Source organism: Sphingobacterium sp. B16(2022) (genome assembly GCF_012030425.1).
GTDB lineage: Bacteria > Bacteroidota > Bacteroidia > Sphingobacteriales > Sphingobacteriaceae > Sphingobacterium > Sphingobacterium anhuiense.
Genome location: NZ_JAAUVN010000003.1, coordinates 338690 through 363649, shown reverse-complemented (window position 1 = coordinate 363649; position 24960 = coordinate 338690). Strand labels below are relative to the sequence as shown.

23 protein-coding genes are annotated in these 24960 nt (G+C 34.7%); 13 read left to right on the top strand and 10 right to left on the bottom strand.

Annotated features, from left to right (window positions below):
* Window positions 1-53: 53 nt before the first annotated feature.
* Entirely contained in the window at window positions 54-848 is a 795-nt protein-coding gene (gene cdaA, locus HCX49_RS16130) for a diadenylate cyclase CdaA (protein WP_021188015.1), read from the top strand.
* Window positions 849-895: 47 nt separating this feature from the next.
* Here cdaA and HCX49_RS16125 read toward each other — a convergent pair whose 3' ends face one another.
* The 6 genes from HCX49_RS16125 to HCX49_RS16100 all read right to left on the bottom strand — a co-directional run bounded on the left by HCX49_RS16125 (window position 896) and on the right by HCX49_RS16100 (window position 7432).
* Window positions 896-1744 carry a DUF2911 domain-containing protein gene (locus HCX49_RS16125; RefSeq protein ID WP_132769355.1) on the bottom strand — a complete coding sequence of 283 codons (849 nt, stop codon included), beginning with the start codon at window positions 1742-1744 and terminating at the stop codon, window positions 896-898.
* A 114-nt stretch (window positions 1745-1858) separates the two neighbouring features.
* Window positions 1859-3586: a DUF4091 domain-containing protein gene (locus HCX49_RS16120; RefSeq protein WP_132769353.1), complete on the bottom strand. Its 1728-nt coding sequence runs from the start codon at window positions 3584-3586 to the stop codon at window positions 1859-1861.
* A 69-nt stretch (window positions 3587-3655) separates the two neighbouring features.
* Window positions 3656-4951, bottom strand: a complete 1296-nt coding sequence (locus tag HCX49_RS16115) for a sugar MFS transporter (protein ID WP_021188012.1) — start codon at window positions 4949-4951, stop codon at window positions 3656-3658.
* Window positions 4952-5282: 331 nt separating this feature from the next.
* Entirely contained in the window at window positions 5283-5702 is a 420-nt protein-coding gene (locus HCX49_RS16110; RefSeq protein ID WP_132840961.1) for a hotdog fold thioesterase, read from the bottom strand.
* Window positions 5674-6222, bottom strand: a complete 549-nt coding sequence (locus HCX49_RS16105; RefSeq protein WP_132769349.1) for a DinB family protein — start codon at window positions 6220-6222, stop codon at window positions 5674-5676. Before HCX49_RS16105 ends, HCX49_RS16110 begins: the two co-directional genes overlap by 29 nt.
* Window positions 6203-7432: a sensor histidine kinase gene (locus HCX49_RS16100; protein ID WP_132769347.1), complete on the bottom strand. Its 1230-nt coding sequence runs from the start codon at window positions 7430-7432 to the stop codon at window positions 6203-6205. Before HCX49_RS16100 ends, HCX49_RS16105 begins: the two co-directional genes overlap by 20 nt.
* 161 nt (window positions 7433-7593) lie before the next feature.
* On the opposite strand from HCX49_RS16100, the gene gltX reads away from it, so the two are divergent.
* Window positions 7594-9120, top strand: a complete 1527-nt coding sequence (gene gltX / locus HCX49_RS16095) for a glutamate--tRNA ligase (RefSeq protein WP_132769345.1) — start codon at window positions 7594-7596, stop codon at window positions 9118-9120.
* Window positions 9121-9178: 58 nt separating this feature from the next.
* On the opposite strand, the gene HCX49_RS16090 is transcribed toward gltX, so the two are convergent.
* Complete coding sequence (locus HCX49_RS16090; protein WP_021188008.1) at window positions 9179-12064, bottom strand: DEAD/DEAH box helicase; 2886 nt, start codon at window positions 12062-12064, stop codon at window positions 9179-9181.
* A gap of 171 nt (window positions 12065-12235) precedes the next feature.
* Entirely contained in the window at window positions 12236-13018 is a 783-nt protein-coding gene (gene dapF / locus HCX49_RS16085; protein ID WP_132769343.1) for a diaminopimelate epimerase, read from the bottom strand.
* Between the two features lie 243 nt (window positions 13019-13261).
* On the opposite strand from dapF, the gene HCX49_RS16080 reads away from it, so the two are divergent.
* The 5 genes from HCX49_RS16080 (at window position 13262) to HCX49_RS16060 (ending at window position 17425) form a co-directional block, all read left to right on the top strand.
* Window positions 13262-14809: a Do family serine endopeptidase gene (locus tag HCX49_RS16080; RefSeq protein WP_132769341.1), complete on the top strand. Its 1548-nt coding sequence runs from the start codon at window positions 13262-13264 to the stop codon at window positions 14807-14809.
* A gap of 105 nt (window positions 14810-14914) precedes the next feature.
* Entirely contained in the window at window positions 14915-15349 is a 435-nt protein-coding gene (locus HCX49_RS16075) for a low molecular weight protein-tyrosine-phosphatase (RefSeq protein WP_132769339.1), read from the top strand.
* Between the two features lie 183 nt (window positions 15350-15532).
* A complete protein-coding gene (locus HCX49_RS16070; RefSeq protein ID WP_021188004.1) occupies window positions 15533-15880 on the top strand; it encodes a hypothetical protein in 348 nt (115 codons plus the stop codon).
* A 9-nt stretch (window positions 15881-15889) separates the two neighbouring features.
* On the top strand, window positions 15890-16642 hold the full coding sequence (locus HCX49_RS16065) for a peptidylprolyl isomerase (RefSeq protein WP_132769337.1): 753 nt from the start codon (window positions 15890-15892) through the stop codon (window positions 16640-16642).
* 18 nt (window positions 16643-16660) lie between these two features.
* Window positions 16661-17425, top strand: a complete 765-nt coding sequence (locus HCX49_RS16060) for an exodeoxyribonuclease III (RefSeq protein ID WP_132769335.1) — start codon at window positions 16661-16663, stop codon at window positions 17423-17425.
* Between the two features lie 121 nt (window positions 17426-17546).
* Here the strand turns inward: HCX49_RS16060 and HCX49_RS16055 are convergent, their stop codons facing one another.
* Window positions 17547-18608 (bottom strand): Mrp/NBP35 family ATP-binding protein, encoded by a 1062-nt coding sequence (locus HCX49_RS16055; RefSeq protein WP_021189414.1) that lies wholly within the window; start codon window positions 18606-18608, stop codon window positions 17547-17549.
* Between the two features lie 189 nt (window positions 18609-18797).
* Here HCX49_RS16055 and HCX49_RS16050 point away from each other — a divergent pair, with 189 nt between their 5' ends.
* Genes HCX49_RS16050 through hpt form a run of 3 tightly spaced genes read left to right on the top strand, consistent with a single transcriptional unit; the run spans window position 18798 to window position 21361 of the window.
* Window positions 18798-20207, top strand: coding sequence for an AsmA family protein (locus tag HCX49_RS16050; protein ID WP_237682824.1), 1410 nt, complete (start codon window positions 18798-18800; stop codon window positions 20205-20207).
* Window positions 20120-20821 carry a biosynthetic peptidoglycan transglycosylase gene (locus HCX49_RS25585; RefSeq protein ID WP_317166841.1) on the top strand — a complete coding sequence of 234 codons (702 nt, stop codon included), beginning with the start codon at window positions 20120-20122 and terminating at the stop codon, window positions 20819-20821. Before HCX49_RS16050 ends, HCX49_RS25585 begins: the two co-directional genes overlap by 88 nt.
* The gene (hpt, locus tag HCX49_RS16045) at window positions 20822-21361 is read left to right on the top strand and encodes a hypoxanthine phosphoribosyltransferase (RefSeq protein WP_021189412.1); all 540 of its coding nucleotides are present in this window, start codon (window positions 20822-20824) and stop codon (window positions 21359-21361) included.
* On the opposite strand, the gene HCX49_RS16040 is transcribed toward hpt, so the two are convergent.
* Window positions 21358-21918, bottom strand: a complete 561-nt coding sequence (locus tag HCX49_RS16040; RefSeq protein ID WP_132769331.1) for a DNA-3-methyladenine glycosylase I — start codon at window positions 21916-21918, stop codon at window positions 21358-21360. The two genes, hpt and HCX49_RS16040, sit on opposite strands and share 4 nt — an antisense overlap.
* A gap of 110 nt (window positions 21919-22028) precedes the next feature.
* On the opposite strand from HCX49_RS16040, the gene HCX49_RS16035 reads away from it, so the two are divergent.
* The 3 genes from HCX49_RS16035 (at window position 22029) to HCX49_RS16025 (ending at window position 24915) form a co-directional block, all read left to right on the top strand.
* The gene (locus HCX49_RS16035) at window positions 22029-22982 is read left to right on the top strand and encodes a DUF4271 domain-containing protein (protein ID WP_165905861.1); all 954 of its coding nucleotides are present in this window, start codon (window positions 22029-22031) and stop codon (window positions 22980-22982) included.
* Window positions 22983-22994: 12 nt separating this feature from the next.
* Window positions 22995-23765: a uroporphyrinogen-III synthase gene (locus HCX49_RS16030; RefSeq protein WP_021189409.1), complete on the top strand. Its 771-nt coding sequence runs from the start codon at window positions 22995-22997 to the stop codon at window positions 23763-23765.
* Window positions 23766-24048: 283 nt separating this feature from the next.
* Window positions 24049-24915, top strand: a complete 867-nt coding sequence (locus HCX49_RS16025) for a cupin-like domain-containing protein (RefSeq protein ID WP_132769327.1) — start codon at window positions 24049-24051, stop codon at window positions 24913-24915.
* The last annotated feature ends 45 nt before the right edge of the window (window positions 24916-24960 follow it).

The following is a 24960-nucleotide window of genomic DNA, read 5'->3' as shown; positions in this document are numbered from 1 at the left end:
TTTGCTTGATAAAGAACAGATTCTTAAATTGATTTTTTTTAACTTGCATCTATATGGAAGGATTTGATTACAGCCTTTTTAGAGGTTTCCGCTTGCTCGATGTTATCGATATTATTTTAGTAGCGATTATTATTTACTATGTGTATAGTTTGATACGCGGGACCATTGCTGTTAATATATTAATAGGTGTCGCATTATTCTACGGAATATATATAATTGTTAAGCAGATGCATATGCGCTTGCTGACGGAAATATTTGGGGGCTTTATCTCTGTTGGTTCTATTGCCTTGATTGTTGTATTTCAACAGGAGATCCGGCGTTTCCTGTTACATATAGGGAAAAACATTTCGATGAAGCGAAAGAAGATCTTATGGTCCTTTTTGGTTAGCAAACGTACTGTTGCAAAAGATAATTCTGAACACATGAGACCTATTATTGAGGCATGTCGTAGCATGTCAAAATCCCGTACGGGTGCGCTATTGGTTTTTTCTAAATATTTTGATGAAGAATACTATCAAAGCAGTGGTGAGTATATTGATGCACATATCTCTAAGCGCCTAATAGAAAGTATTTTCAATAAGAATAGCCCTTTACATGATGGAGCTGTAGTTGTTGTTGATTTTAAAATTATGTCAGCTTCTTGTATTTTACCTTTATCAGATAGCGAAGATCTGCCTTTGCAATTTGGCTTACGACATCGTGCCGCGATTGGGGTGACAGAGGTATCTGATGCTGTCGCTGTTATTGTATCAGAGGAAACGGGTGAAATATCTTTTGCAAAAGATGGCAATGTCAATATGAATATTACACATGAGGAACTCGCAGAATTGCTGAAAGAAGAATTATAAAAAAACGCCACTTTTTTCGAAGTGGCGTTTTTTATAGCATAATATTATTATTTACCAGCTTCTTGGATCACCTGGTTATTTAATTTAACGTACTCAGCATTATTCCCTTTTTGTGCAATTTCTACTCCTTTTTGAGCTGTTGCAATTGCACCTTTTTTATCGCCAGATTTTAATTGAATTTTAGCTTTCCAATAACGAACATATGGTGCATCAGGATTTTCTTTTTCAGCCTCATTTGCCCAAGCTAATGCTTTATTAAGATCTAAATTATTACTTAGGTAAAATTGTGCAGCTTGTAGATAAGGTTTTTTATCACCTTTCATTGCTTGATCAATATTAGCTAAAATCTCCTTCGTTTGATCGGTTTTAATTGTAAATTTCGTGTATGTGTTTTCCCAAGCTAATGATAGTGTAGCCGAATTAGTTGTTACATTTTCAAATTGCATGGTAAAAGTTTCTACCTTATTAGAAAGCTTTGTGGATTTTACATTAAAACGAACTAAATCATCTTTCTTATCGTAGGTATAGGCTCCCCACTGATTACTGTTTTTTGTTAATATGATTGTCCAGTCACCTTTAGTTGGGATAGTTAAAATACCATATGTTCCTGCAGGAACCTTATTTCCTTCTATTGTAACTTCTTCTTCAAATTTAATAATAGGAAGGTTATTAGCACCTGTTCTCCAAACTTCATTGTAAGGAACCAAATTACCAAAGATAACACGACCGTTTATGTTCGGTCTTTGGTATGTAAGCGCTATGTTTTTAATTCCTAAACCTTGAGTAATCGAAGTCGTACTACTTGCTTGCGGCAATTTTACTTGAGCAAAAGAAGTTGTAGAGATACTAAATGTGAGTACCGTCGCGGCGCACAGTGTTAAAATAGATTTTTTCATTTTGGAAACGTTTAATTTTTCCTAATTTACTCGTAAAAAATCAGAATAAAGAATTTTGATTATTAATAATAAGAGCCGGTAAATCATCTTTATCGGCTCTTATATTCTATATTTTTATAAACTGTTTAATATTTTTTGTGCTTCTTTCACTTGGTTTGGTATTGCTTTTTGATTGATATTTTTATTTGTGAATCCAGCAATGGCATCATTCAATTTCTGTAATTGAGATGCTTTTAACTCTTTTTTCAAGATTCTTATTTTTTCAGCATCCTGAATCCCTTCAATTAATTTTTCGAAACGAATAGAAGTCATATTATCAGGATAAACAAAATAGGTGTCGCCACCTAACCACGTTCCATAACGTGTATCTTGATTAGGATTTGAATTCCAGCAGTCAAATGCCCATCTTAAATAACCATCAAAACCTCTTTGAACACTGTGCCACGCTAACCACGTTGCTTCTTGATATCCAGAATTAGTAAAAGTGTTCGGGAATATTTCTGAACAGCAAGTGTAAACAGTGGTTTTGTAACCTTTTTCCTGACGGGCTTTTAATACATCTGGAGCCATATCTTCTCCTAGAGTAATACTATAATCTGCAAATTCATTCGAAATTTGTGGATGATATCCACCGGCAAGAGATGATTTGAATTGGGGATCAGCTTCTTTGATAATAGCAATAGCACGTTTCATATCTTCCTGGGGTCTTTCATCCATGGCAATGGTTGTCCATTCGAAGTATCCTTTTTGTTTAAGGTGTTTTGCGAAATCTTTTAAAAGAGGTAACCAATGTGCTCTATATTTTGGATCATCAGTTTTTATTTTTAAAATTTCATATTTTCCGGTGTTTTCATCAAAATATTGGAAATTCATATTCCATGGAATCATGCTATAACAATTGATATATTCTGAAATTCCAATTTCACGCATGAAACTTACCCATTTATCAAAAATACTGTAATCATATGACCAAGAACCGTCCTTCTTTTTAGTCCATTTGATCATAGCTTGGTATTTATCATACGTTTGACCATTCCAAGGATCGTTGATGATACTTGCAGTGATATTTTTCTGACCAGCATCGCGTAACCTTTCATAATATGGTTTCATGACACTGAAGTGTGCAGGAGACCATAGCTCGACGTTATGATGCCGAGCAATAGAGTAAGGGTTTTGCCATAGATCTAAATGATAAGCCCAATCTTTTGCTTCAGGAAGTATATGTGATAATACCTCTACTGTATAAGGAATAGTGGTGTTATAATTTGTACCTTTTAGTGTAAGTGATCCTTTATAGATTCCAGGAGCTGCATCACGAGGAACTTGAATACTTAACCAGAGGGGTCTCGTGGTATTTTTATCATATTCAAAACTTGATTGATTAGTGATACGGTCTGCAACTAAAGCGGAATCTAGTATTTTACTGATACCGCAACCATTTTTTAAATCTCCAGGAAGGTCTGTCATTACATAAGAAATATACCCAGTAGTAATATCTTTTGTTCCGATTTCCTGCCCTTTGCTATTTTTTAACGGTGAAGAACTCACTTCAATTTTATCGTGATTTTGGTTACTCCAAAAGACTAATTGTGTATGTACTTTCTCACCTCTCCAAGCTTTTGTAATCCATGATTTACTTAGTGTTTCTAGGGTGGGTGGGTTTCTTTTGGAATAACTATAATCAGCTGTGCTAAAAGAAAAATTATTATTCTCTTTTAGACTGTTCCATTTTTCAGTTGTTTGAGGGGCTTTTGGATCTTTCAGTTCATTTATTCTCTGGGAATAGCCCTGTTGTGTATAAACGAATAGACCAAATAGTAAACAATAAAACGATTTTTTCATATTTAGGTGGATAAGAAAATAGCGATTATTTCTTAAAAATAATCGCTATTTGATTGTAATTAGTATTTTTTATTTCTGTCCGACTCTGTGGCCCTTTGTTGCGAAGTATAAGATATACAGATAAGCAGGAACCATAGCATAAAGAAATGCATGTTGAAAGTCAACATGTAAATTATCTTTTAAGTAACCATAAATTAGAGGCCAAATAGCTCCTCCGGCAATACCCATAATCATGATGGCTGATCCTGTTTTAGTAAAACGGCCTAGACCTTTAATACCTAGTGGGAAAATAGCAGGCCACATTAAAGAATTGGCAATACCTAAAAGGGCAACGAAAATGAATGAAGTGATTCCAGTTGTAAATACAGAAATAACAGTGAATAAAATACCAACAATAGTACAAACTCGTAATGCTAATTGTTGAGAAACAAATTTTGGTATTGCAATAATACCAACAATGTAACCTAAAAGCATACATCCTAATGTGAATGTTGTCGCATAGGTAACTAATGCACCATGGATATTTAATTCTCTTGCATAAACACCAATAATATCTCCAGCCATTACTTCTACAGCAACACAGAAAAAGATAGCTAAAGAGCCTAAGAATAGGTGTGGGAATTGGAATACACTTGTTTTTTTCTCTTTAAGAATAACTGCCCCATTCTCATCAGTATGTTCTTCTTCTGCATTTACATCCACCTCAGGTAAATGTGTTATTTTAATAACGATCGCAAATAAAACGAAGATAACAGCTAACGTAATGTATGGTGTATGTACGCGTTGTAATAAAGAATCTAGAATGGCATTTTTAGCTTCCATATCTACCGCGGCATCCAATTTAGCTGTTATAGCAGAAGAATCTTTTAAGAATAATGTACCAAATATTAATGGAACAATAATACCTGCAGATTTATTGAAAAAGCCAGCAATAGATATTCTTTGTGCAGCACTGTCAATAGGGCCAATGATACTTAAATATGGGTTAACAGCAGTTTGTAGTAATGCCATTGCAGAACCTTGAACAAAAATTCCTGTTAAGAAAAGAATATAGCTTCTACCATCTGCAGCAGGAATGAAAATTAAAGAACCAACTCCAAGTAAAATTAAGCTGAGAACTAATCCATTTTTAAAACCAATTTTTTTCAAAATCCAAGAACTTGGGATTGCTAAAAAGAAGTAAGCGATGTAAGAAGCAAATGTTACAAAAAAGGCTTGTAAATCTGTTTCTAAATTACAGGCAATCTTTAAGAATGGGATAAGTGTTCCATTTGCCCAAGTGACAAATCCTAAAATGAAGAATAAGGCACAACACATAGCCATGGGGCGAAATGCTGTTTTTCCTGAATTTGGTTGAGAATTCATTTTTTTAGTATCAATTAATTGTTTTTTAGATTATAAAATTAGAAAATAATGATTTTTATAGTGTCTCTATTCAAGATGTGCTTACACAATCGATTGATATTGGTTTATAATAAAAAATCATGCTTTCCATTACAAGACTAATTAAATAAATTCAATATAGGAAATAAAAAGAAGTGGTTTTTGAGATTATTTAGTAATATTTTCATTAGAAAAAAGGAGCATTATACCTAGTATAATACTCCTTTCTTGTAAAAACCGTATTTGTAAACCAATCCAGTTGGCTTCATTTATATTTAAGACAAGTAATAAGAATAAATGTTTTAAAATAATTTTATTTTGGTATAATAGCGACTGTCAATCTGGAAATACAATTTAAGTTACCCGATTCATCTGCAATTCGTACATCCCAAATATGAGTTTGTTTGCCAATGTGTACGGCTGTACAAACTGCGGTTACTAATCCTGTAGCAACTGGTCTTAAATGATTAGCATTAATCTCCAATCCCACGCCTTTATAAATATCTGGATCAATAATCAGATTGGATGCGATACTTCCTATTGATTCGGCTAGTACAACAGATGCTCCGCCATGCAGGATTCCAAATGGCTGTCTTGTTTTGTCATTCACGGGCATCGTTGCAGTAATGGAATGACTATCGATTGCCGTCGCTTTAATTTCGAGCAGACCGGTCATATATTGAGAGAGGATACCGTTTATCTGCTCAATGCTGTAATTCTGAAACCAAATCATGGACATTGTTTGAGTTGAAATAACGCTCTTGAATAATTATGCGGTGATGATTTAGGTGTCCGGCAATCACATATAATAAAGCTTTTACACTTGTAAGTCTTTCTGACGCCATTCCTTTTCTCTCCAATTCTGCCTCATTGAAGTTTTCGAAAAGAAACATATTTGCTTTTCTAAGATGTACAAATTCTTTACTTAGAGAGGCTAATGTGCGTTCGCTATATCTTGAGTTTTGGATAAAGTATTCTTGATCATACCCCAAAAGTTCTTTCATATCATTTCGAGAGAAGCGCAGGGCACGGTAAGCCATAATACGTTCATTATCCAAAATATGCCCTATAACCTCTTTAATAGACCATTTATCTTCAGCATAACGGTAATCGCCTTTTTCTTCAGGTATGGTATCTAGGAACGCTGGAAAGGATAAAATTTGTTCTTCCAGTACTTCCATGACATCGCCGACAACGGTCTCAATGTACGTGGAATACACCGCTGGGTATTCATCAGATTTCAGTGGGTTCATATGTTAGATTACTTTTTAATATTATTCTAAATGTTGTTCCTTTTCCTATTTCCGAGTCTTTGACAAAAATGTGGCCTTGATGATAATGTACCATTCTTTTGGTTAAACTCAGTCCCAATCCCCACCCTCGTTTGCGCGTGGTGAAACCTGGTTGAAATACCGTTTCAAAATTTGATCTGGGAATTCCTTTACCTGTATCACTAATGTCTATAAAAATTTCCTCTTTCGCAATATTTTCAGATATTTTAACAGTTATCTTTCCTTCTGATGCAATTGCGTTAACGGCGTTTTTCAGAAGATTCTCAATAATCCAATCAAATAAGGGAATGTTTAGTTTCGCTTCAACATGTTTGTCACCCGTGAGCTCGAAGAGAATCTTGTCACTTGTTCTTACTTTGAAGTAACGAATGTAAGCGGCTATCACCTCATAAACATTCGCATTGTGAAGAACAGGTGTTGAACCAATTTTGGAAAAGCGATCGGCGACGATTTCTAAACGTTTAATGTCATTTTCCATCTCATTTAAAGTTTCGTCATCTTCTGCATCGAACTTTAATTTAATAAGCTCAACCCAGCCCATTAATGAAGAAATCGGTGTACCGAGCTGATGAGCAGCTTCCTTAGTCAAACCTACCCAGACTAAATTCTGTTCTGATTTTCGAATAGAATTAAAGACGGTATATCCAATAATTAGAAAGATAGCGATTAATGATAACTGAATATAAGGAAACACACGAAGTTGTTGTAGAAACCAGGAGTCTTTGTAATATACCATCCATTTTGCTCCATTGTCTAAATTTAAAATAATAGGAGCATGGCTTTTCTTCATGAAATTGAGTTGCTTCTCAAAGTAATGTGGATCGTAATCCAAATGATGGTTCGAGCTATCTTTTGCTGTTGTTTTAATGTTGGTTTTGGTCGAATCTAAATCCCTCCAGAATACAATATTATCCTTTTCATCGGTAATGATTGCAGGAACTGCTAGACTATCTCTTACCGAGTAGACGAACGTTATAAATTCATCGTCAACATCTGGCATGGTCATAATACTTTTTGTACTCATTGCCCATACTTCTGCTTTTGTTCGCTCTACCTTTGATAAATTTCGAACAAGGTAATTTGTGTACAAAAGCGAAGCCGCCGCGATGATGGCCGCGAAAATAAGCAAGAAAAATTTCCAACGTTGTTGGTTGTATTGATACGGATTCATATAAGTGATCAGGAATCTTGTTGCCGCAAATTAAGTAATTAAATGAAATTTACCTTTATCGGCAACATTTATCTATTCATAAACTCCCTGTTTTATTATTTTATTGTGGTTATCAGTGCTATAGTTTCATTGAAATGAAAATTTTGTGGTAATTTTGTGTCATGAGTTCTGAAAGAAAAGTAAGAGTGCGTTTTGCACCAAGTCCTACAGGTGGATTGCACCTTGGAGGAGTTCGTACAGCTTTATTTAATTATTTGTACGCGCGTAAACATCAAGGAGATTTTATTTTGCGTGTTGAAGATACTGATCAGACACGATTTGTTGCTGGTGCAGAAGAATATATTAATGAATGTTTAGCTTGGTGTGGCTTAACACCAGATGAAAGTCCTCTTAAAGGTGGCGATTTTGGACCCTATCGTCAAAGTGAACGAAAACCTTCTTATCGCCAATTTGCGGAACAATTGATAGAAAAGGGATATGCTTATTATGCATTTGATACTTCGGCTGAATTGGATGAACAACGAAAAGAACAACCGAATTTCCGTTACAGCCATGAAAATAGATTGAAACTTAGAAATTCATTAAGTTTATCACAAGAAGAAACAGCAGAACTATTAGCCGCAGGTACACCCCATACGGTTCGTATCAAAGTACCAACAGATGAAACCGTTTCTTTTAATGATATGATTCGTGGACAAGTAAGTTTTGATACTAATCTTATTGATGATAAGGTTTTGTTAAAAGCTGATGGAATGCCTACTTATCACTTAGCTGTTGTCGTCGATGACAAAGCAATGGAGATTTCTCACGTTTTCCGAGGGGAAGAATGGTTACCTTCTGCTCCTGTACATGTTTTATTATGGGAATATTTAGGATGGAATGATGAAATGCCAAAATGGGCACATTTACCATTAATATTGAAGCCCGATGGTAATGGTAAATTGAGTAAGCGTGATGGTGACCGATTAGGTTTTCCTGTGTATGCTATGAATTGGAAAGATGCGCAATCAGAGACTGTAACGCAGGGATTCCGTGAAATGGGATTTTTGCCGGAAGCATTTGTCAATATGTTAGGTGTACTGGGATGGAATGATGGCACAGAACAAGAATTGTTTTCTTTAGATGAATTGATCGCAAAATTCTCGGTAGAGCGTATTAGTAAAGCTGGAGCAAAATTTGATTTTGAAAAGGCGAAATGGTTCAACCATGAGTGGATCAAAAAATCGTCTAACGAGGATTTATTGCCACAGATTAAAGCCCTGTTAACATTGCATAACGTGCAAAAGGTAGACGATCATTTTGTTACTGAAGTTTTAAGTGCAGTGAAAGAGCGTTTGACTTTTGTTTCGGATTTTTGGGAACAAGCATCATTCTTCTTTGTACAACCAGAAAATTATGACCTAGCTGCTGTTAAACCTAAATGGTCTGCTGAGAAAACGGATTTCTTTCAGAAAGTTAATAGCGAATTTGGTAAATTTGAGTCTTGGGATGCTTCAGCATTGGAAGCGTACTTTAAAGGTGCTATTCAGGAGTCAGGCATGAAAATGGGTGAATTGATGATGCCTTTCCGTATTATGTTAGTGGGAGGTAAATTTGGTCCAGATGTGTTCCAAATCGTTTCATTATTAGGACAAGAAGAAGTAATAGCTCGTGTTAATAAAGCTTTAGTAGCTTTTACAGCTGAATAAGAGCACTGATATATATGATAAGCCCCCCATGCGTTGTATGGGGGCTTTTTTTGAGCAACTAACCCAGTAGCTCTTGAATATCTTCTGAAGAGAGTGATTTGATAAAACTTTCTTCAGTGGTAATTAAACTTTGAGCAATGGAACGCTTCCTGTTTTGCATTGCAAGTATTTTCTCTTCGACAGTATCTTTTGAGATGAATTTGTATATAAAGACATTTTTTGTTTGTCCAATACGGTGGGATCTATCAACAGCTTGTTGCTCCACAGCAGGATTCCACCATGGATCTAAAATAAATACGTAGTCCGCTTCAATAAGGTTTAGGCCTACACCGCCGGCTTTGATGGATATTAAAAACAGCTTGGTGTCTTTATCTTCTCTAAATTGACTAACAGCTTCGTCCCTATTTTTTGTGCTTCCATCCAAGTAGGCATAATTAATACTTTTTTTGTCAAAATAGCTTCTGAAAATATTCAACTGCTTGACGAATTGAGAGAAAATCAATACTTTATTACCATTTTGAAGTACTTTTTCAAGTGTTTCTATGACAGTATCGAATTTACCCGAATTGCCTGTGTATTCCTGATCAACCATTTTCGGGTGGTTGGCAAGTTGTCTCAATTTAATCAATCCTTGTAATAATGCGATCTGATTTGATTTTGCTTTTCCTGCGAGCTGATTGTCTAAAATGGCATTACGATATTCCGATTTAACCTTTTCATACAGTTCATGCTGTTTCTCTGACATTTCGCAGTAAAGGACCTGTTCCGTTTTTGGAGGTAATTCCGTTGCTACTTGATCTTTAGTTCTACGTAAAATGAACGGTTTAACTATAGTTTGAAGTCTTTTTGCTTTTTCTTCATCCTTTTTCTTTTCGATTGGTTGAACAAATTCTTTTTGAAAATAAGTATAACTACCCAAGAGGCCTGGATTTGTAAAATGCATCTGTGTCCATAAATCAGAAACTGAATTTTCTACGGGTGTTCCGCTTAATGCTAATTTATGTTGACTTTTTAGACTTTTGATCGCTTTAAATGATTTTGATGTTGGATTTTTAATGTTTTGACTTTCATCTAGGATGATATAGTTGAAGTAAAACTGATTTAAAAATTCCTCATCAATACGAGTGATACCATATGTAGTAATGACCAGATCATACGGAGAAAGCAACTGTGGGTCTTTTAATCTATTATTTCCCGTATGCAGATAAATCTTAAGATCAGGAGCAAATTTAGTAGCCTCATTTTGCCAATTGTAAATTAATGAGGTTGGCAATATTAGTAAAGATGTTCTGACAGCATGGTCTGCTATTAATATTTCTTTTTGATGTTGCAGTAGGGCTAATGTTTGAATAGTCTTACCAAGACCCATATCATCTGCCAAGCATCCTCCAAATTTATATTGCTGTAAGAAATTGAACCAATTGTAGCCAGCCCTTTGATAAGGTCGGAGTTGACCATGAAAATTTTTAGGTAATGGTGCATCAGCGATTTCTTCGAAATCAGCTAATTTTTTTAATTTTCGACTAAAGGTAAGTTCTGTATGTTCACTGATTTCATACAGCAAACCCAGATGAATTTTATTTAATTTTAATTCATTCTTATCCCTAGAGAATTGAAATAAGTGATTGTATTGTGCAAACCACTCTTCAGGTATCATCGCAATCTCTCCATTGGGTAAAGTAAATTCTTTAATGTTATGAAGGATATGATGGCGCAATTGAATAAAAGGAATTTCAAAAGGACCAAATTTTGCGATCGCTTTGATATCAAACCAGTCGTTATCCTCATTGATGGATATATCAATGGAAGTTTGGCCGATGAAGAATTTCTTTTCGGCTACATCCTGAATGATTTCAAACCCTTTTTCCCGCAATACCAAATCATTTTGACTTATCCAATCAAAAATAGAAGGCCGTTTTCCAAGTATTTCTTTTGGCAGTAAATCATTAGAGTGGGGATATAGTTTTTCTAAACCAAGCTCAGTAATGATCTTTGCCTGATTTTCTTCCCAAATAATCGATCTTTTTATACGATGGAAAGTATACAGATCATTTTCCTCATCATATTCCATACGTACATTGACCTTATTGTCTTTTCCAGACGAAAAGATATAAGGCCCATATTGAAACTGCAATTCAACATGCGAATCACCTTCCTCATGATAGATTAATTTTAATATTGGGTTGGCATTATGTTGATGGGTTTTGATCTCAAAGCCTTCAGCATATACATTATATTTCTCTATTAAGCTACAAACAAAAGTTTCAAAATATTTTTTCTCGGTACTTCTGGATACAGATATGAATCTTTTATTTAAAAAAGGGCTGAGTTTTTTCCCCTCTAATTGTTGGTCGAAGTGGAATAGGGTATTGTTTAAAAGTAGCCAAGCTTGTTCATTGACAATGACTTGTGCGTTCTTAAACATGAATTCCATACGATGGTCTTCATATTTAATCGTTGGAAAATAGCGGGTTTCCTCTTCATTTCTTCTAAAATGGAAAAGTACGGAAGCGGGTTGAGGAGCGATCAATAGTTTTTGATCTGCAGGATAACCATCTTTGCTCATGAGGAATATAGGCTTCTCTCCAACAAGGGCAAAGAATTGTAACAATACCTGATCAATTTTTGTTCTTAATAATTCATACAGATTTTTATCAAATACTTTTGAAAAAAAGTCTACGGGTCTTATTGCTTTTTTATGGAACTTTTTAATAAGGCTTGTTTGCTCAATTTCATCTAATAATCGGATTAATTTATAATCCAATTCATCGACCGCTTGCGCATATTCATTGACTGTATTGCTAAATACGCGTTGATATCGAAGTGAATATGTCCCATTTGGATTTAACTTAACCACATGTGGTTCTATTAAATAGCCCAAGTAAGGATGTTCGCAGATTGAATAAACAATTCGGTGTGATGAAGATAACTTTGTTTGTTGCATTAATATATTCGTACCTCTAAAAAGGTTTCTAATATACAGATTAATCTATATGATGTGGCTAAAATTTGTTAATAAATTTATGCTCAATGAACATAAACGTGGATTTTGTTTATGTTCATCAAGTAATATTTGACTTTTTAATAAATTTTTTGGTCAGTCAAAGATGGGGAATTAAATCATTCCTTCGAAAACAAATGTGGCAGGGCCCTTCAGGTAAACTTCTGTAAAGGAAGTTCCGTCTTTAAGAAAGGAAATATACAATTGACCTCCTAATACACGGATAGGTATTGTTATTTGTCCATTTAGATTTTCGTGAAGAGCTATAGTCATCGCTGCTGCAGTTGCTCCGGTGCCACAAGCAAATGTTTCATCTTCAACACCTCGTTCAAATGTACGTAAGAAATATCCGGAGTCGCCTTCTTTTTCGATAAAATTGACGTTGATACCCTCTGTTTTGTAGATCTCATTGTTTCGAATCTCATAACCTGCCTTGAAAACATCTAAATCAACCAGATTATGCATAAACTTAATATAGTGAGGGGAGCCTGTATTGATCACGTATGCCTCTCCATCACGGCTTATTTCTTGAACATCAATCATCTGCAGGTCAATCAAATTATTTTCTAAATTGGCATGATGACTTCCGTCTACTGCCAAAAAGTCAGTTTTGTCAGATATTAATTTGAGATCTCTAGCAAATGCAACAATACACCGGCCCCCATTGCCACACATAGTTCCTTCTCGTCCATCCGAATTGTAATAAATCATCTCAAAATCAAAGTTTTCTTTTTCTTGCAATAACATCAGGCCATCTGCACCGATACCAAATCTTCGGTCACAAAGCTTTTGTATCAAACCCTCATTCTTACTGTCGAAATGAAGCTTTCTATTATCAATTAGAATAAAATCATTGCCGGCGCCTTGGTATTTTGAAAATTTAATTTTTGATTCCATTTGAGTGATTGTATCTAGCAAAATTAACTTTTCTGTTACAGATAACATAGGGAAAGTTAAGTTTTGTTAAAATAGTCTTTCATAGGCTTTAATTAACATTTTTTAACGTGTCTAATTTGCAGAGAATATTGAAATGGTACTAGATTTGAAAAGTATCTGTTATATTTATGTAGAATAAATTTTCGGGATAAATATCAATTTGAAGTATATCATATTTAATAAAAAATTTAGAAGCTATAGTTTATGAACAAAGTAAGTTTAACTTTATTAACAGCAGTCTTCGGTGGAGCCGTAGCCCTTGGGGGTTATAAGCTTTTTGAAAATAAAAAGTTTGAAGGAATGTCTATCGAGGACAAACAGAAAGTATATTTTGCGAACAATCCAACTGGAGTGATGTCCTCAACAGGAAATCCTGATTTTACACAAGCTGCTGCTATTGTGTCTCCGGGGGTAGTTCATATTAAAACAACATATACGAGACAAGCGCCTCAAGGTGGTGGATCGGGTTCTCCTTTCGACATGTTTGAAGAGTTTTTTGGAACACCGCAGGGCCGTGGTCGTCAACAGAGACAGGCACAACCTGTCCAAGCGTCAGGTTCTGGAGTAATAATAACAGAGGATGGTTATATTGTAACAAATAATCACGTTGTGGAGGACGCCGATAAGATTGAGGTTGTCTTGACAGATAAACGTTCCTTTGAAGCAAAAGTAATAGGTCGCGATCCAAATACGGATTTGGCCCTTCTTAAAGTGACGGGTAAAGGTTTGCCTGTCGTGAAGCTAGGGAATTCGGATAATGTCAATATCGGAGAATGGGTTTTAGCGGTAGGATATCCACTGGGATTACAGTCTACAGTAACTGCAGGTATAGTGAGTGCTAAAGGTCGTCAGATTGGGATCTTAGGTGAAAGTCAACAACAACCAAGAGGATATGGAAATCAGGACCAACCTCCTGTGAATTCTTCAATTGAGTCTTTTATCCAGACAGATGCCGTTATTAATAGAGGTAATAGCGGGGGAGCATTGGTTAATGCACAGGGTGAGTTAATCGGTATTAATTCAGCAATAGCATCACCAACAGGGGTTTATGCTGGATATGGTTTTGCAATACCAGTTAATTTAGTTAAAAAAATTGTTGACGATTTTATTGAGTTTGGAAATGTTAAGCGTGGATACATTGGTATTACCTTTACTGAAATTACACCAGAGTTAGCGAAAGAAAAAGGATTTACAGATGTGAATGGTCTGTATGTTCAAGATATCGTTAAAGGTGGAGCTGCTGAAGCTGCAGGAATTCAGAAAGCAGATTTGATTACGAAAATTAATGGTAAAGTGATTACTTCTTCGCCAGTTCTACAAGAAACAATCGGTAGATTACGTCCTGGAGATAAAGTTAAATTAACGTTTAAGCGCGATGGAAAAGAGAAAGAGGTGACGGTAACTTTAAAAGGCGAAGAAATTAATAAAGCTGCAGCTGGTGATAAATCAAGTAAAAGTGCTACCGAAATTTATAATAAGTTAGGTGCTAGCTTCATGCCTGCTTCTAGTGAGAAGAAAAAAGAATTAGGAATTAACTCAGGTGTTGTAGTGACGCAAATAAATAAAGGTGGTGTATTTGAATACTTTGGAGTAGAAAGAGGATTAGTGATAACAGAGGTGAATGGGGTTCCAGTTAATAATGTTGATGAAATTGAAGCGGCATTAGGTAAAACAAAACGTAATATTGTAAGCTTAAAAGGAGTTCCTGAGCGTGGAAGTACTGTTATTATTAATGTTCCTATTGAATATTAATTAGATTTTAGGTTGGTTATGGAAAGGTGGTTTCGGAATCGAAATCACCTTTTTTTAGTTTATATATACCACTTATAATAGCAATATTATCATTATTTTTAAGGCATGAAAATTTTAATGGTTTGTTTAGGAAATATTTGTCGCTCACCATTGGCACATGGTATTCTGAGCCATATGGCAAAGGAAGAAGGTTTAGATTGGACAATTGAATCTGCTGGAACAGGAGACTGGCATATTGGTCAAAGCCCAGACCGTAGATCTATCGCTGTGGCTAAAAAATATGCAGTAGATATTTCACAACAAAAGGCAATGCATTTTAATCCTAGTTTATTTGAAATCTATGATCATATTTTGGTAATGGATCACCAAAATTATAAGGATGTCGTTGCACAGGCATCAACAAAAGAAGAAAAAGATAAAGTTGCTTTATTTTTAGTTAATGATATTGTTCCCGATCCCTATTTTGATGAAAGCTTATTTGAACCTGTTTATAAGATGATCGAAGCTCGTTGTAAAGAATTAATCAAAGCGTGGAAGTAATAATATGAAATGTCTAGAACCCCATATTTTCAGGAGATAGGTACATCTTGCTAATCTCGCGCTGAGATCTACTTGAGGTAAAATTGATAATCTGAATGTACTATGTTTCATATTCACATTTATATATTAGTATATAAATTACAATTTATCTAAGTTTGTCTTTATATCTAAGATTGTCTTTATATGAATGCATCAGAAGTAAATAAGAAATGGGTGATTTTGCAACATGAGATTGCACAGTCATTTGATATGGATCTACCAGATTTAAAAGTGTTTTTATTTCTGATAGGTGTCCAGGAATTAGGGAAAGGACCGCAGACTTTTTCAAAAAGAGAAAAAGAAGAGTTGATGCATATAGCTAATTGCCGCCTTTTTAGTGCAATGGGCTTTTATGAGCTTAAGGGGTTGGACGAACAAGGATGGCCACATTGGGAATTGATTAAGCCTATTCCTAATTATACATTGCTTGAACAAGAGTTGATCATAAAATCATTGATCATTGATTATTTTCAAGAGCTAAATGTAATTTAATAAAACGTAATGAAAAGAATTGTTTTAAGTTTATTTTTTTGTGCTTTATCGATCGTAGTATTTGCTGCAAAGCCTGCGTTTAAATATGTACGTATTCAAACAGATAAAGGAGTAGTTGTTTTAAAATTGTATAATGAAACACCTAAGCATCGGGATAATTTTATCAAATTGGTGAAAGAAAACTATTTCGACAGTTTATTGTTTCATCGTGTTATACAGAATTTTATGATTCAAGGTGGAGATCCTGATTCAAAAAATGCCAAATCAGGACAACTGTTAGGTGATGGTGGTCCAAGTTATACAATTCCTTCAGAAATACAATCGGGATTATTTCATAAAAAAGGTGCTCTTGGTGCCGCACGTGACGATAATCCGGCAAAAGCTTCCTCTGCGTCACAGTTTTACATCGTACAGGGCAAGAAATTTACGAATGCAGGTCTGGATAGTTTAGAAACTTTACGAATGAAAGGCGTAAAATTTACTGAAGCACAACGCACAACTTATACAACCGTGGGTGGTACTCCGCATTTGGATGGAAATTATACGGTATTCGGAGAGCTGGTCAATGGAACGGAAGTTATCGACGCGATTGCCGCTGTAAAAACGGATAAAAATGATCGTCCTTTAACAGATGAGCGTATGTATGTTAAATTATTAACGAAAAGAGAAGCAATTAATTTGGAACGTGAATTAAAGGGTTTAAAACCTCAGAACGGTTTCTTTACAAAGATTGCAGATTTATTTTCTTCTCAAAATTATTAAGCTTCAAAAAAGATTACTGTGAAAATAGTTACTTATAACGTCAATGGTTTACGAGCGGCCATAAAAAAAGATTGGTTAGGTTGGGTAAAGGAAGTAAATGCAGATGTTATATGTTTGCAGGAGATAAAAGCGACTCCCGATCAAATTCCTGAAATAGCATTGCTGGAACAGCTCGGTTATGAACATTATTGGTATCCTGCTCAGAAAAAAGGATATAGTGGTACCGCTATATTTACTAGAATAACACCAAAACATGTTGAGTATGGATGTGGACATGAGGATTATGACTTTGAGGGACGAATTATTCGTGCAGATTTTGATGATTTGTCCATCATGAGTACTTATTTTCCTTCAGGCACCACGGGAGATATCCGACAAGATTTTAAGTATCGGTTTCTTGCAGATTTTCAGGATTATTCGAATCAGTTACTACAGGAAAAGCCTAATTTAATTGTATGTGGTGATTATAATATCTGTCACCGTCCGATTGATATTCACAATCCGAAATCAAATGCTAACTCTTCAGGTTTTTTACCAGAGGAAAGGGAGTGGATGGAAAATTTTATAAACTCAGGGTATATTGACTCTTTCCGTCACTTAAATCCAGATCCGCATCACTACAGCTGGTGGAGTTATCGTGCAGGAGCACGTGCTAGAAATTTAGGTTGGCGTATTGACTATAATATGGTATCAAATGCTTTAGCAGATCGAATCGAATCGGCTACAATATTAAATCAGGCGGTACATTCTGATCACTGTCCAGTTGTCCTTAACTTAAAATAATACTATGTCGAAGCAGTAGCTTCCATATTTAATGATGGAATAAGTTTATCGTCATTTACAACACAAAAGAAAAGGCCCTAATTCTTTATTAGGGCCTTTTCTTTTTATACGATATAAGTTGCTATCTAACAGCTTGTATAATAGACAACTGTTGTGCTACTTTTTCAGCGATTGCTATAAATGCTTTGGTTGTTGGATCTTCTTCATCAATAGCGATTGGAAAACCGTTATCTCCGGCATCAGAAATCCCCTTTAATAAAGGAATCTCCCCTAAGAAAGGTATTTTGTATTCTTCTGCTAGCCTTGTTCCTCCACCTTTACCAAATATGTAATATTTGTTTTCAGGTAATTCTGCTGGTGTGAAGTACGCCATGTTCTCCACGATACCCAGCAATGGGATATTGATAGAGTCCATTAGAAACATTCCCATACCTTTAATAGCATCAGCTAGTGCTACATGCTGTGGTGTCGTTACAATGACTGCACCTGCAATAGGATAGTTTTGGGCAACAGTGATATGGATATCTCCGGTTCCTGGTGGCATATCGATCACTAAATAATCTAAATCACCCCAATCAGTGTCATTCAATAATTGTTTGATAGCCGATGTTGCCATTGGACCTCTCCATGGAATAGGCTGATTTGGATCTGTGAAAAATCCGATCGATAACAATTTGATACCAAACTTTTCTATAGGCTGTATTTTAACAGTACCATCTTCATGTTGTACAGATTGAGGTTTTTCACCTTCTAAGCCAAACATAATTGGAAGGGAAGGGCCATAGATATCGGCATCTAAAAGTCCTGTTTTTGCACCTTTAGCATGTAATGATAAGGCTAGGTTTGCAGCAACAGTCGATTTACCCACACCACCTTTTCCCGAAGAAACAAGGATGATGTTTTTAATTCCTAAAAGTTGATTTCCTTCTTTACCTAATACACGTGAGGTCATGTGAACATCTACTGCAATATTCTTGTCAATAAAATGCGCAATAGCATTGCGACAAGCATGTTCTATATGATCCTTAAGTGGGCATGCTGGAGTTGTTAAAACAACTTCGAAAGATACTTTTTGATCTTCAATCACAATATTCTGAATCATATTGAGCGTAACCAAATCTTTTTTCAAATCTGGCTCTTCGACATATGATAATGCTTCTAGTACTTGTTCTTTGGTTATCATCTGATATATGGATGCATGTATATTAAACTACAAATTTACTGAATGATAAATTAAAACTTGTCATAAAGATGTTTTTAATGATATTAAGATTTAATTTTTACATTTGAGTATTCAAAATCGAGTGTGATACGTTGTTATAATATGTCCAATAATCTTAAGACCCTTCTTCGCTCCAAGAAAATGCGAATCTTGTACATTGTATTAGGAGTTATTTCTATATTTATAGTAGCAGGAGGTGTATTCGCATATCAAAAAAGAGACGGTATCTTGTTGTCTGCAATCAACAAGGCAAAAGAAAAACTTGCGACCAAGTATGACTTGGACCTTAAAATCCAATATTATTCTTTTAAAGGCCTATCAGCTGTTCAGTTTCAGAATATTATTTTGCAACCTAAAGGTAAAGAGCAATTGGCCCATATTCAGGATCTGACTGTATCTATTCGAATATTTCCATTACTATTCGGTGATGTCAAATTAGGTCAGATCTTAATGAACAATAGTGCGGTCACTTTGATTAAGAAAGATTCGACAAGTAATTACGATTTCCTATTCAAGAAAAAAAATAGAGATAGCACAGCTAATGATAAAGCTGAAACTAATTTTGCAGAACTGGCCGATCGTATGCTAAAGAGCGTATTCTTTAAAATTCCAAAGGATATGGATTTACAGAATTTCGAAATATCCTATCAGGATGATAGCACTTCACAGCGTATCTCAATTCCTGAGGCAGAAATCTCAGGTGGAGATCTTAAAACAAAATTCCTGTTGAATGATCATGAAGCTGTCTGGAATCTAGAGGGCACAGTCAATCCTGATGGGAAGGAAATGTATCTCCGGTTGTTTTCTGATGCAAAAGATGTAGAGCTACCATTGTTACGACGAAAATTTGGTTTAAGAGCAAGTTTTGATGCGTTGACATTTCGTTTAAATAAGGTCGATCGTAAAAATAAAGAGTTATTGTCGCTATCTGGTGAATGGGGGTTTGAGAATTTGAAATTGAATCATTGGCGTATTTCAGATAAAGATGTTCTTTTTCCTGAAGGTTTAATGAGTGGTATTCTTAATATTGGAAAAACATCTGTTGAAATTGATAAGGAAAGTAAGGTTAAGGTTAAAGAGTTTGAATTTAGTCCTTATGTAAAATATGTGCATAAACCTGATAAACAATTAGAACTGGCCATTCATACCGATCGAATTGAGGCTCAAAAGTTTTTTGATGCCATACCTCAAGGGTTATTTCATTCTTTAGAAGGTATACGTGTTTCCGGACATATGCAATATGATTTAAATTTTGCATTGAACTTTAAGAAACCGAATGAAGTGATCTTTACATCTAAAATGGATGATAAAGATTTAAAAATAGAAAAATGGGGTAATGCTAATATTCAAGAATTAAATACAGCATTTACCTACATTGCCTATGAGAAAGGAGAGCCCATGAGAACGATAGTACTTGGCCCTCAGAATAAAGATTTTACACCTTTAGATCAGATTTCAAGGTATATGCAGATATCCTTAATCAATACGGAAGATCCATCTTTTTTTCTCATAACGGTTTTCAAGAAGAGGCTTTTCGTTTATCAATTGCTACAAATTTAAAGGAGAAAAAATTTAAACGTGGAGCAAGCACAATTTCGATGCAACTTGTGAAAAACGTGTTTTTGAACCGTAATAAAACGGTAGTAAGAAAGGTAGAAGAGATTATTTTAGTCTGGTTGATGGAGTCTTCTAAACAAGTCAGTAAGAAACGACTTTATGAAGTGTATTTGAATGTCATAGAGTGGGGGAATAATGTTTATGGTATTACAGAAGCATCTCGTTATTACTTTGGTAAAAAACCTGCAGATTTAAATTTAGGTGAAAGTATCTTTTTGTCTAGTATTGTACCTCGACCTAAGACGGGTTTATATTCTTTTGACTGGACAGGCCATCTGAAGTCAAATATGATCCGCTATTTTAATACCTATGGCAACATCATGGTTAAGACAAAGCAGATTGGAGTAGACTCTACGGTGTCTAATTATGGTTTTTATCAAGTCGAGTTGGTGCCACATCTTCGATCGGCAAGACCTGCATTTTTTGATTCAGTACAAACAGATACATTGGATCTAGAAGAGGGAGAAGATAATTTTCTAAACTTAGATGAGACAACGGAAGCCCACAAGCGATCTCTTTTTGATAAATTATTAGGGCGAAATAAAGAAGAAAAATAAATGAAACAGATACAGATAGATGAATTGCACTTTGAATTGATGATTGATGAAAATCAGATTCAAAAACGGATACGTTTGATTGGCGTTGATATTAATCATCGTTATGAAGATAAAAATCCAGTATTTATTGGTGTCTTAAATGGCTGTTTCATGTTTATGAGCGACCTTTTGAAGCAGGTTGTAATTCCTTGTGAAATGTCTTTTGTAAAACTATCTTCTTATCAGGGTACCAACCAGGGGGAAATGAGTGAGCTTATAGGTTTGGGTATAGATCTTAAAGGAAGGGATGTTATTATTGTAGAGGATATAGTAGAGTCAGGTAATTCATTAAAGCATACCATAGCCTCCATCGAAAAGCAGTCACCATCCAGTGTAGTGGTATGTACGCTATTGTTAAAGCCTGAATGTTTACAAAATGATTTTGAAAACATTCAGTATGTAGGCTTTGAGATTGAAAAAGAGTTTGTTGTTGGCTACGGTATGGATTACAATGGTTTGGGACGAAATATCCCACATATTTATAAAAATATTGTTATTTAGTTTCTGAAAGTACAAGAATTAAGGTGATCGTTGACCATCCCTACAGCTTGCATATAGGCATAGCAAATGGTAGATCCAAAAAACTTAACACCTCTTTTTTTTAGATCTTTAGAAATTAAATCAGATTCTAAGGACGTAACTGCGGTGTCCTTTTGTGTTAGGATGTTGTTTTCAATCCGCTCCCGATTGGGCATAAATTGATAGAGATATTCATAGAAGCTACCAAACTCCTCTTGAATTTTGATAAAAATTTGGGCGTTTGTTATTGATGTTTCAATTTTCCGACGATGGCGGACAACTCCCGTATTTGTTAAAATGTGCTCTACATCTTCAGGAGTGAACTTTGCCACAGCTTGTACATCAAAATCTGCGAATGCCTCCTTGTATTGGGGCCTTCTTTTCAATATGGTAATCCAGCTTAATCCAGCTTGCGCAGATTCCAAAATCATAAATTCAAAAAGGGTTTTGTCATCCTTAACCTGTTTACCCCATTCCAAATCATGATACTCCATATACAGCGGGTCGTTCCCGCACCATAAACATCTTGTTGTTGACATCTGTTCGTTTTTAATTTTGGTTGAAGTTAAGAAAAGCGTTTGTAATGTTTTTTTTCTAAGCCAATTTTTATCATAACTTTACAACTCTAAAGAGTTTCAAAGCGATGCAGGTGAAGTTAAGCTACATTATTCAGTTTATTTTTTTCATTTTTTTATCTTTTGCCCATAATGCAAAAGGACAGGAGACTGTTGATTCGATAAGCAAGATTTCCATTGATTCTGTAACGATCTCAGATACTTTGGCTGTGAAACAAGTTCCAAAAGGACAGGAATTGCTCCATCCATCTTTAATACGGCCCTATCATATCGTAGAAATTGTTGGCGATGAAATTATTCTTCATAATTTGAACTCATATGCTGTTACACAATATTTTAAAACAAGTGATCTAAAAGGTAAAGATAAAGTACATGTTGGCATATTAAAATATGAACGGAAAAGGTGGGTATTATTTACAAGTCTATTTCTTTTTTTAGCATTTGCAATAGTTCGGTTTTTCTTCTCTTCAGATGTAAAATTAATTGTATCTGCATATTTTAATGAACGAATTATTGTACAAGTAAGTAAAGAAGATACCATATTAACCTCTTGGCCGTTTATCTTTTTATACCTACTGTTTTCTTTAGCACTAAGCTTATTTGTCTGTATATTTTATGCATACATCCTACAACGATTTAACTTCTTATCTTTTACCAATTATTTAAAAATATCAGCGATCATAGCAATAATATTTGCTTTAAAAATAGGATTTATAAGGTTTATAGCGTTTGTTTTTGAAATACAGCGATTAGTGAAAGAATATGTTACAATCTTATATTTAATTTACTTTAATTCATTGTTATTTTTACTGCCAGTAGTGCTTGTAGTAAGTCTTGTACCTTTAGAATATCTGTCTTATATCTTCAGTTTCACGGTAATCATCGGTATACTGCTGTTTTCTTATCGTTTTTTACGGACAGCGCTAAATGTTGTCTCTCAACAGCAGTTTTCAGTTTTTTATTTAATTTTGTATCTTTGTTGCCTAGAAATAGCACCTATTTTAATATTGGTGCGACTACTAAGCTAATTAAATGATAATATGCAAACTTCCGACGTAGAAAGAGCGAAAAAGGTAAAAAGTATATTGGTAACCTTGCCAAAGCCTGAAAATGATAAGTCACCATATGCTGCATTAGCACTGAAGTATAATTTAAAACTTGATTTTAGAGGTTTCATCCACGTAGAGGGTGTTCCAGCACGTGATGTAAGAAAAGATAAAGTTAATCTTGCTGATTTTACGGCTGTTATTTTTACAAGCAGAAATGCTGTAGATCATTTCTTTAGAGTCTGTGAAGAAATGCGTTTTGAAGTGTCTTCTGAGTTGAAATATTTCTGTATTTCTGAAACGATAGCTTTGTACCTTCAAAAGTATATTCAGTATCGTAAGCGTAAAATTTTCTTTGGAAAGCAAACAGCTAAAGATTTAGAAGACGTTCTTAAGAAGCATAAAGACGAAAATTTCTTATTTCCTTGTTCAGATGTCGCAAATGAAGAGACAAGTAAGTGGTTGAAAGAAAATGGCTATAAATTTACACCTGCTGTTCTTTTTAAAACAGTGGTAAGTGATTTATCTGATCTGAAGGATGTTTTTTATGATGTCATCGTATTCTTTAGTCCTTCTAGTGTGCAATCTCTGTATGAGAATTTTCCAGATTTTAAACAAAATCAAACCAGAATTGCTGCATTTGGTGGAAGCACACAACAAGCATTACTTGAGCATGGCTTAGTTTTAGATATTCCTGCACCAACACCTAAGGCACCTAGTATGACAATGGCGGTTGAGGAATATATAAAAATGGTAAATAAATAAAAATATCATTATCTCAATTTGAGATGATGATCGAAATAAGGCTTAAGACGAAGTTTGATTGAATACTGAAAAGTTATTTGTAATTCTCTATATGTTTTTATTCAGTAATATTAAGATGATAATATAAAATTAAATGACAAGTGTCATTTAGTTATTTAGAATATTTCTACTAACTTGTGAGCTAAATTAGTACTTTAGCAGGAGTGATTGTTTTTAATCATGGCATAAGTTTAAGTAGAAATATTTTTTTTAAGTTTGTAGTAGTTGTAAAAACAGATAGCTTGTGAAATTAAAACCAGTTGATAGTATCTCAGGAATAACTCCAAAAGAATTTGTAAAAGATTACTTAAAAAAAGGTCAGCCTGTAATTATTAAAGACTTTATAAGTAAGGATAGTGCATGTTGGGATAAATGGAGTTACGATTATTTCAAGGAAATTGCAGGTCAAGAGCAAGTAGATGTGTATGGGCGTGAAGAAAATTCTCAAAATCATGCTGCAAGTCCTCCTGTTGGGAAAATGACTTTGGCAGAATACTTAGATAAAATAAGTGCAGAACCTACCGAGCTACGGTTGTTCCTTTTTAATCTGCTGAAGATTAGACCAGAACTAAAAAAGGATGTTATTTATAACGATGTGACCGGTGGTAAAGTGATTCAATGGTTACCTTACTTATTTTTTGGTGGAGAAGGGTCGTCAACAAGAAATCACTTTGATATTGATATGTCACATGTGTTTATTTCCCAGTTTCAAGGATCTAAGCGGATCTGGTTATTTCCAAATGATCAATCTGATTTATTGTACAAATTACCCTATAATTTTCATAGTATAGCCAATCCTAAATACAGTACTGAAGCTGAATATCCTGGATTACAATTTATAAAAGGCTATGAAGCGGTTATAAATCCTGGAGATACGTTATATATGCCGGCAGGGTGGTGGCATTATATCCAATATGATACGGAAGGTTATTCCATCTCAGTTCGGGCTTTAGCAAATACATTCTCTGAAAAATTAATTGGTGCCCGCAATTTGTTCATCACCCGTTATTTTGATGATGCTATGCGTAGGATCTTTAAAAAGAAATGGTTGGATTATAAGATAGAAATGGCAATAAAACGAGCGCAAAAAGCGATTAAAAAATTAAAATAGTATATTTTAATTGATAAAAAGAGCTCCATCCGACACAAAAGGGTG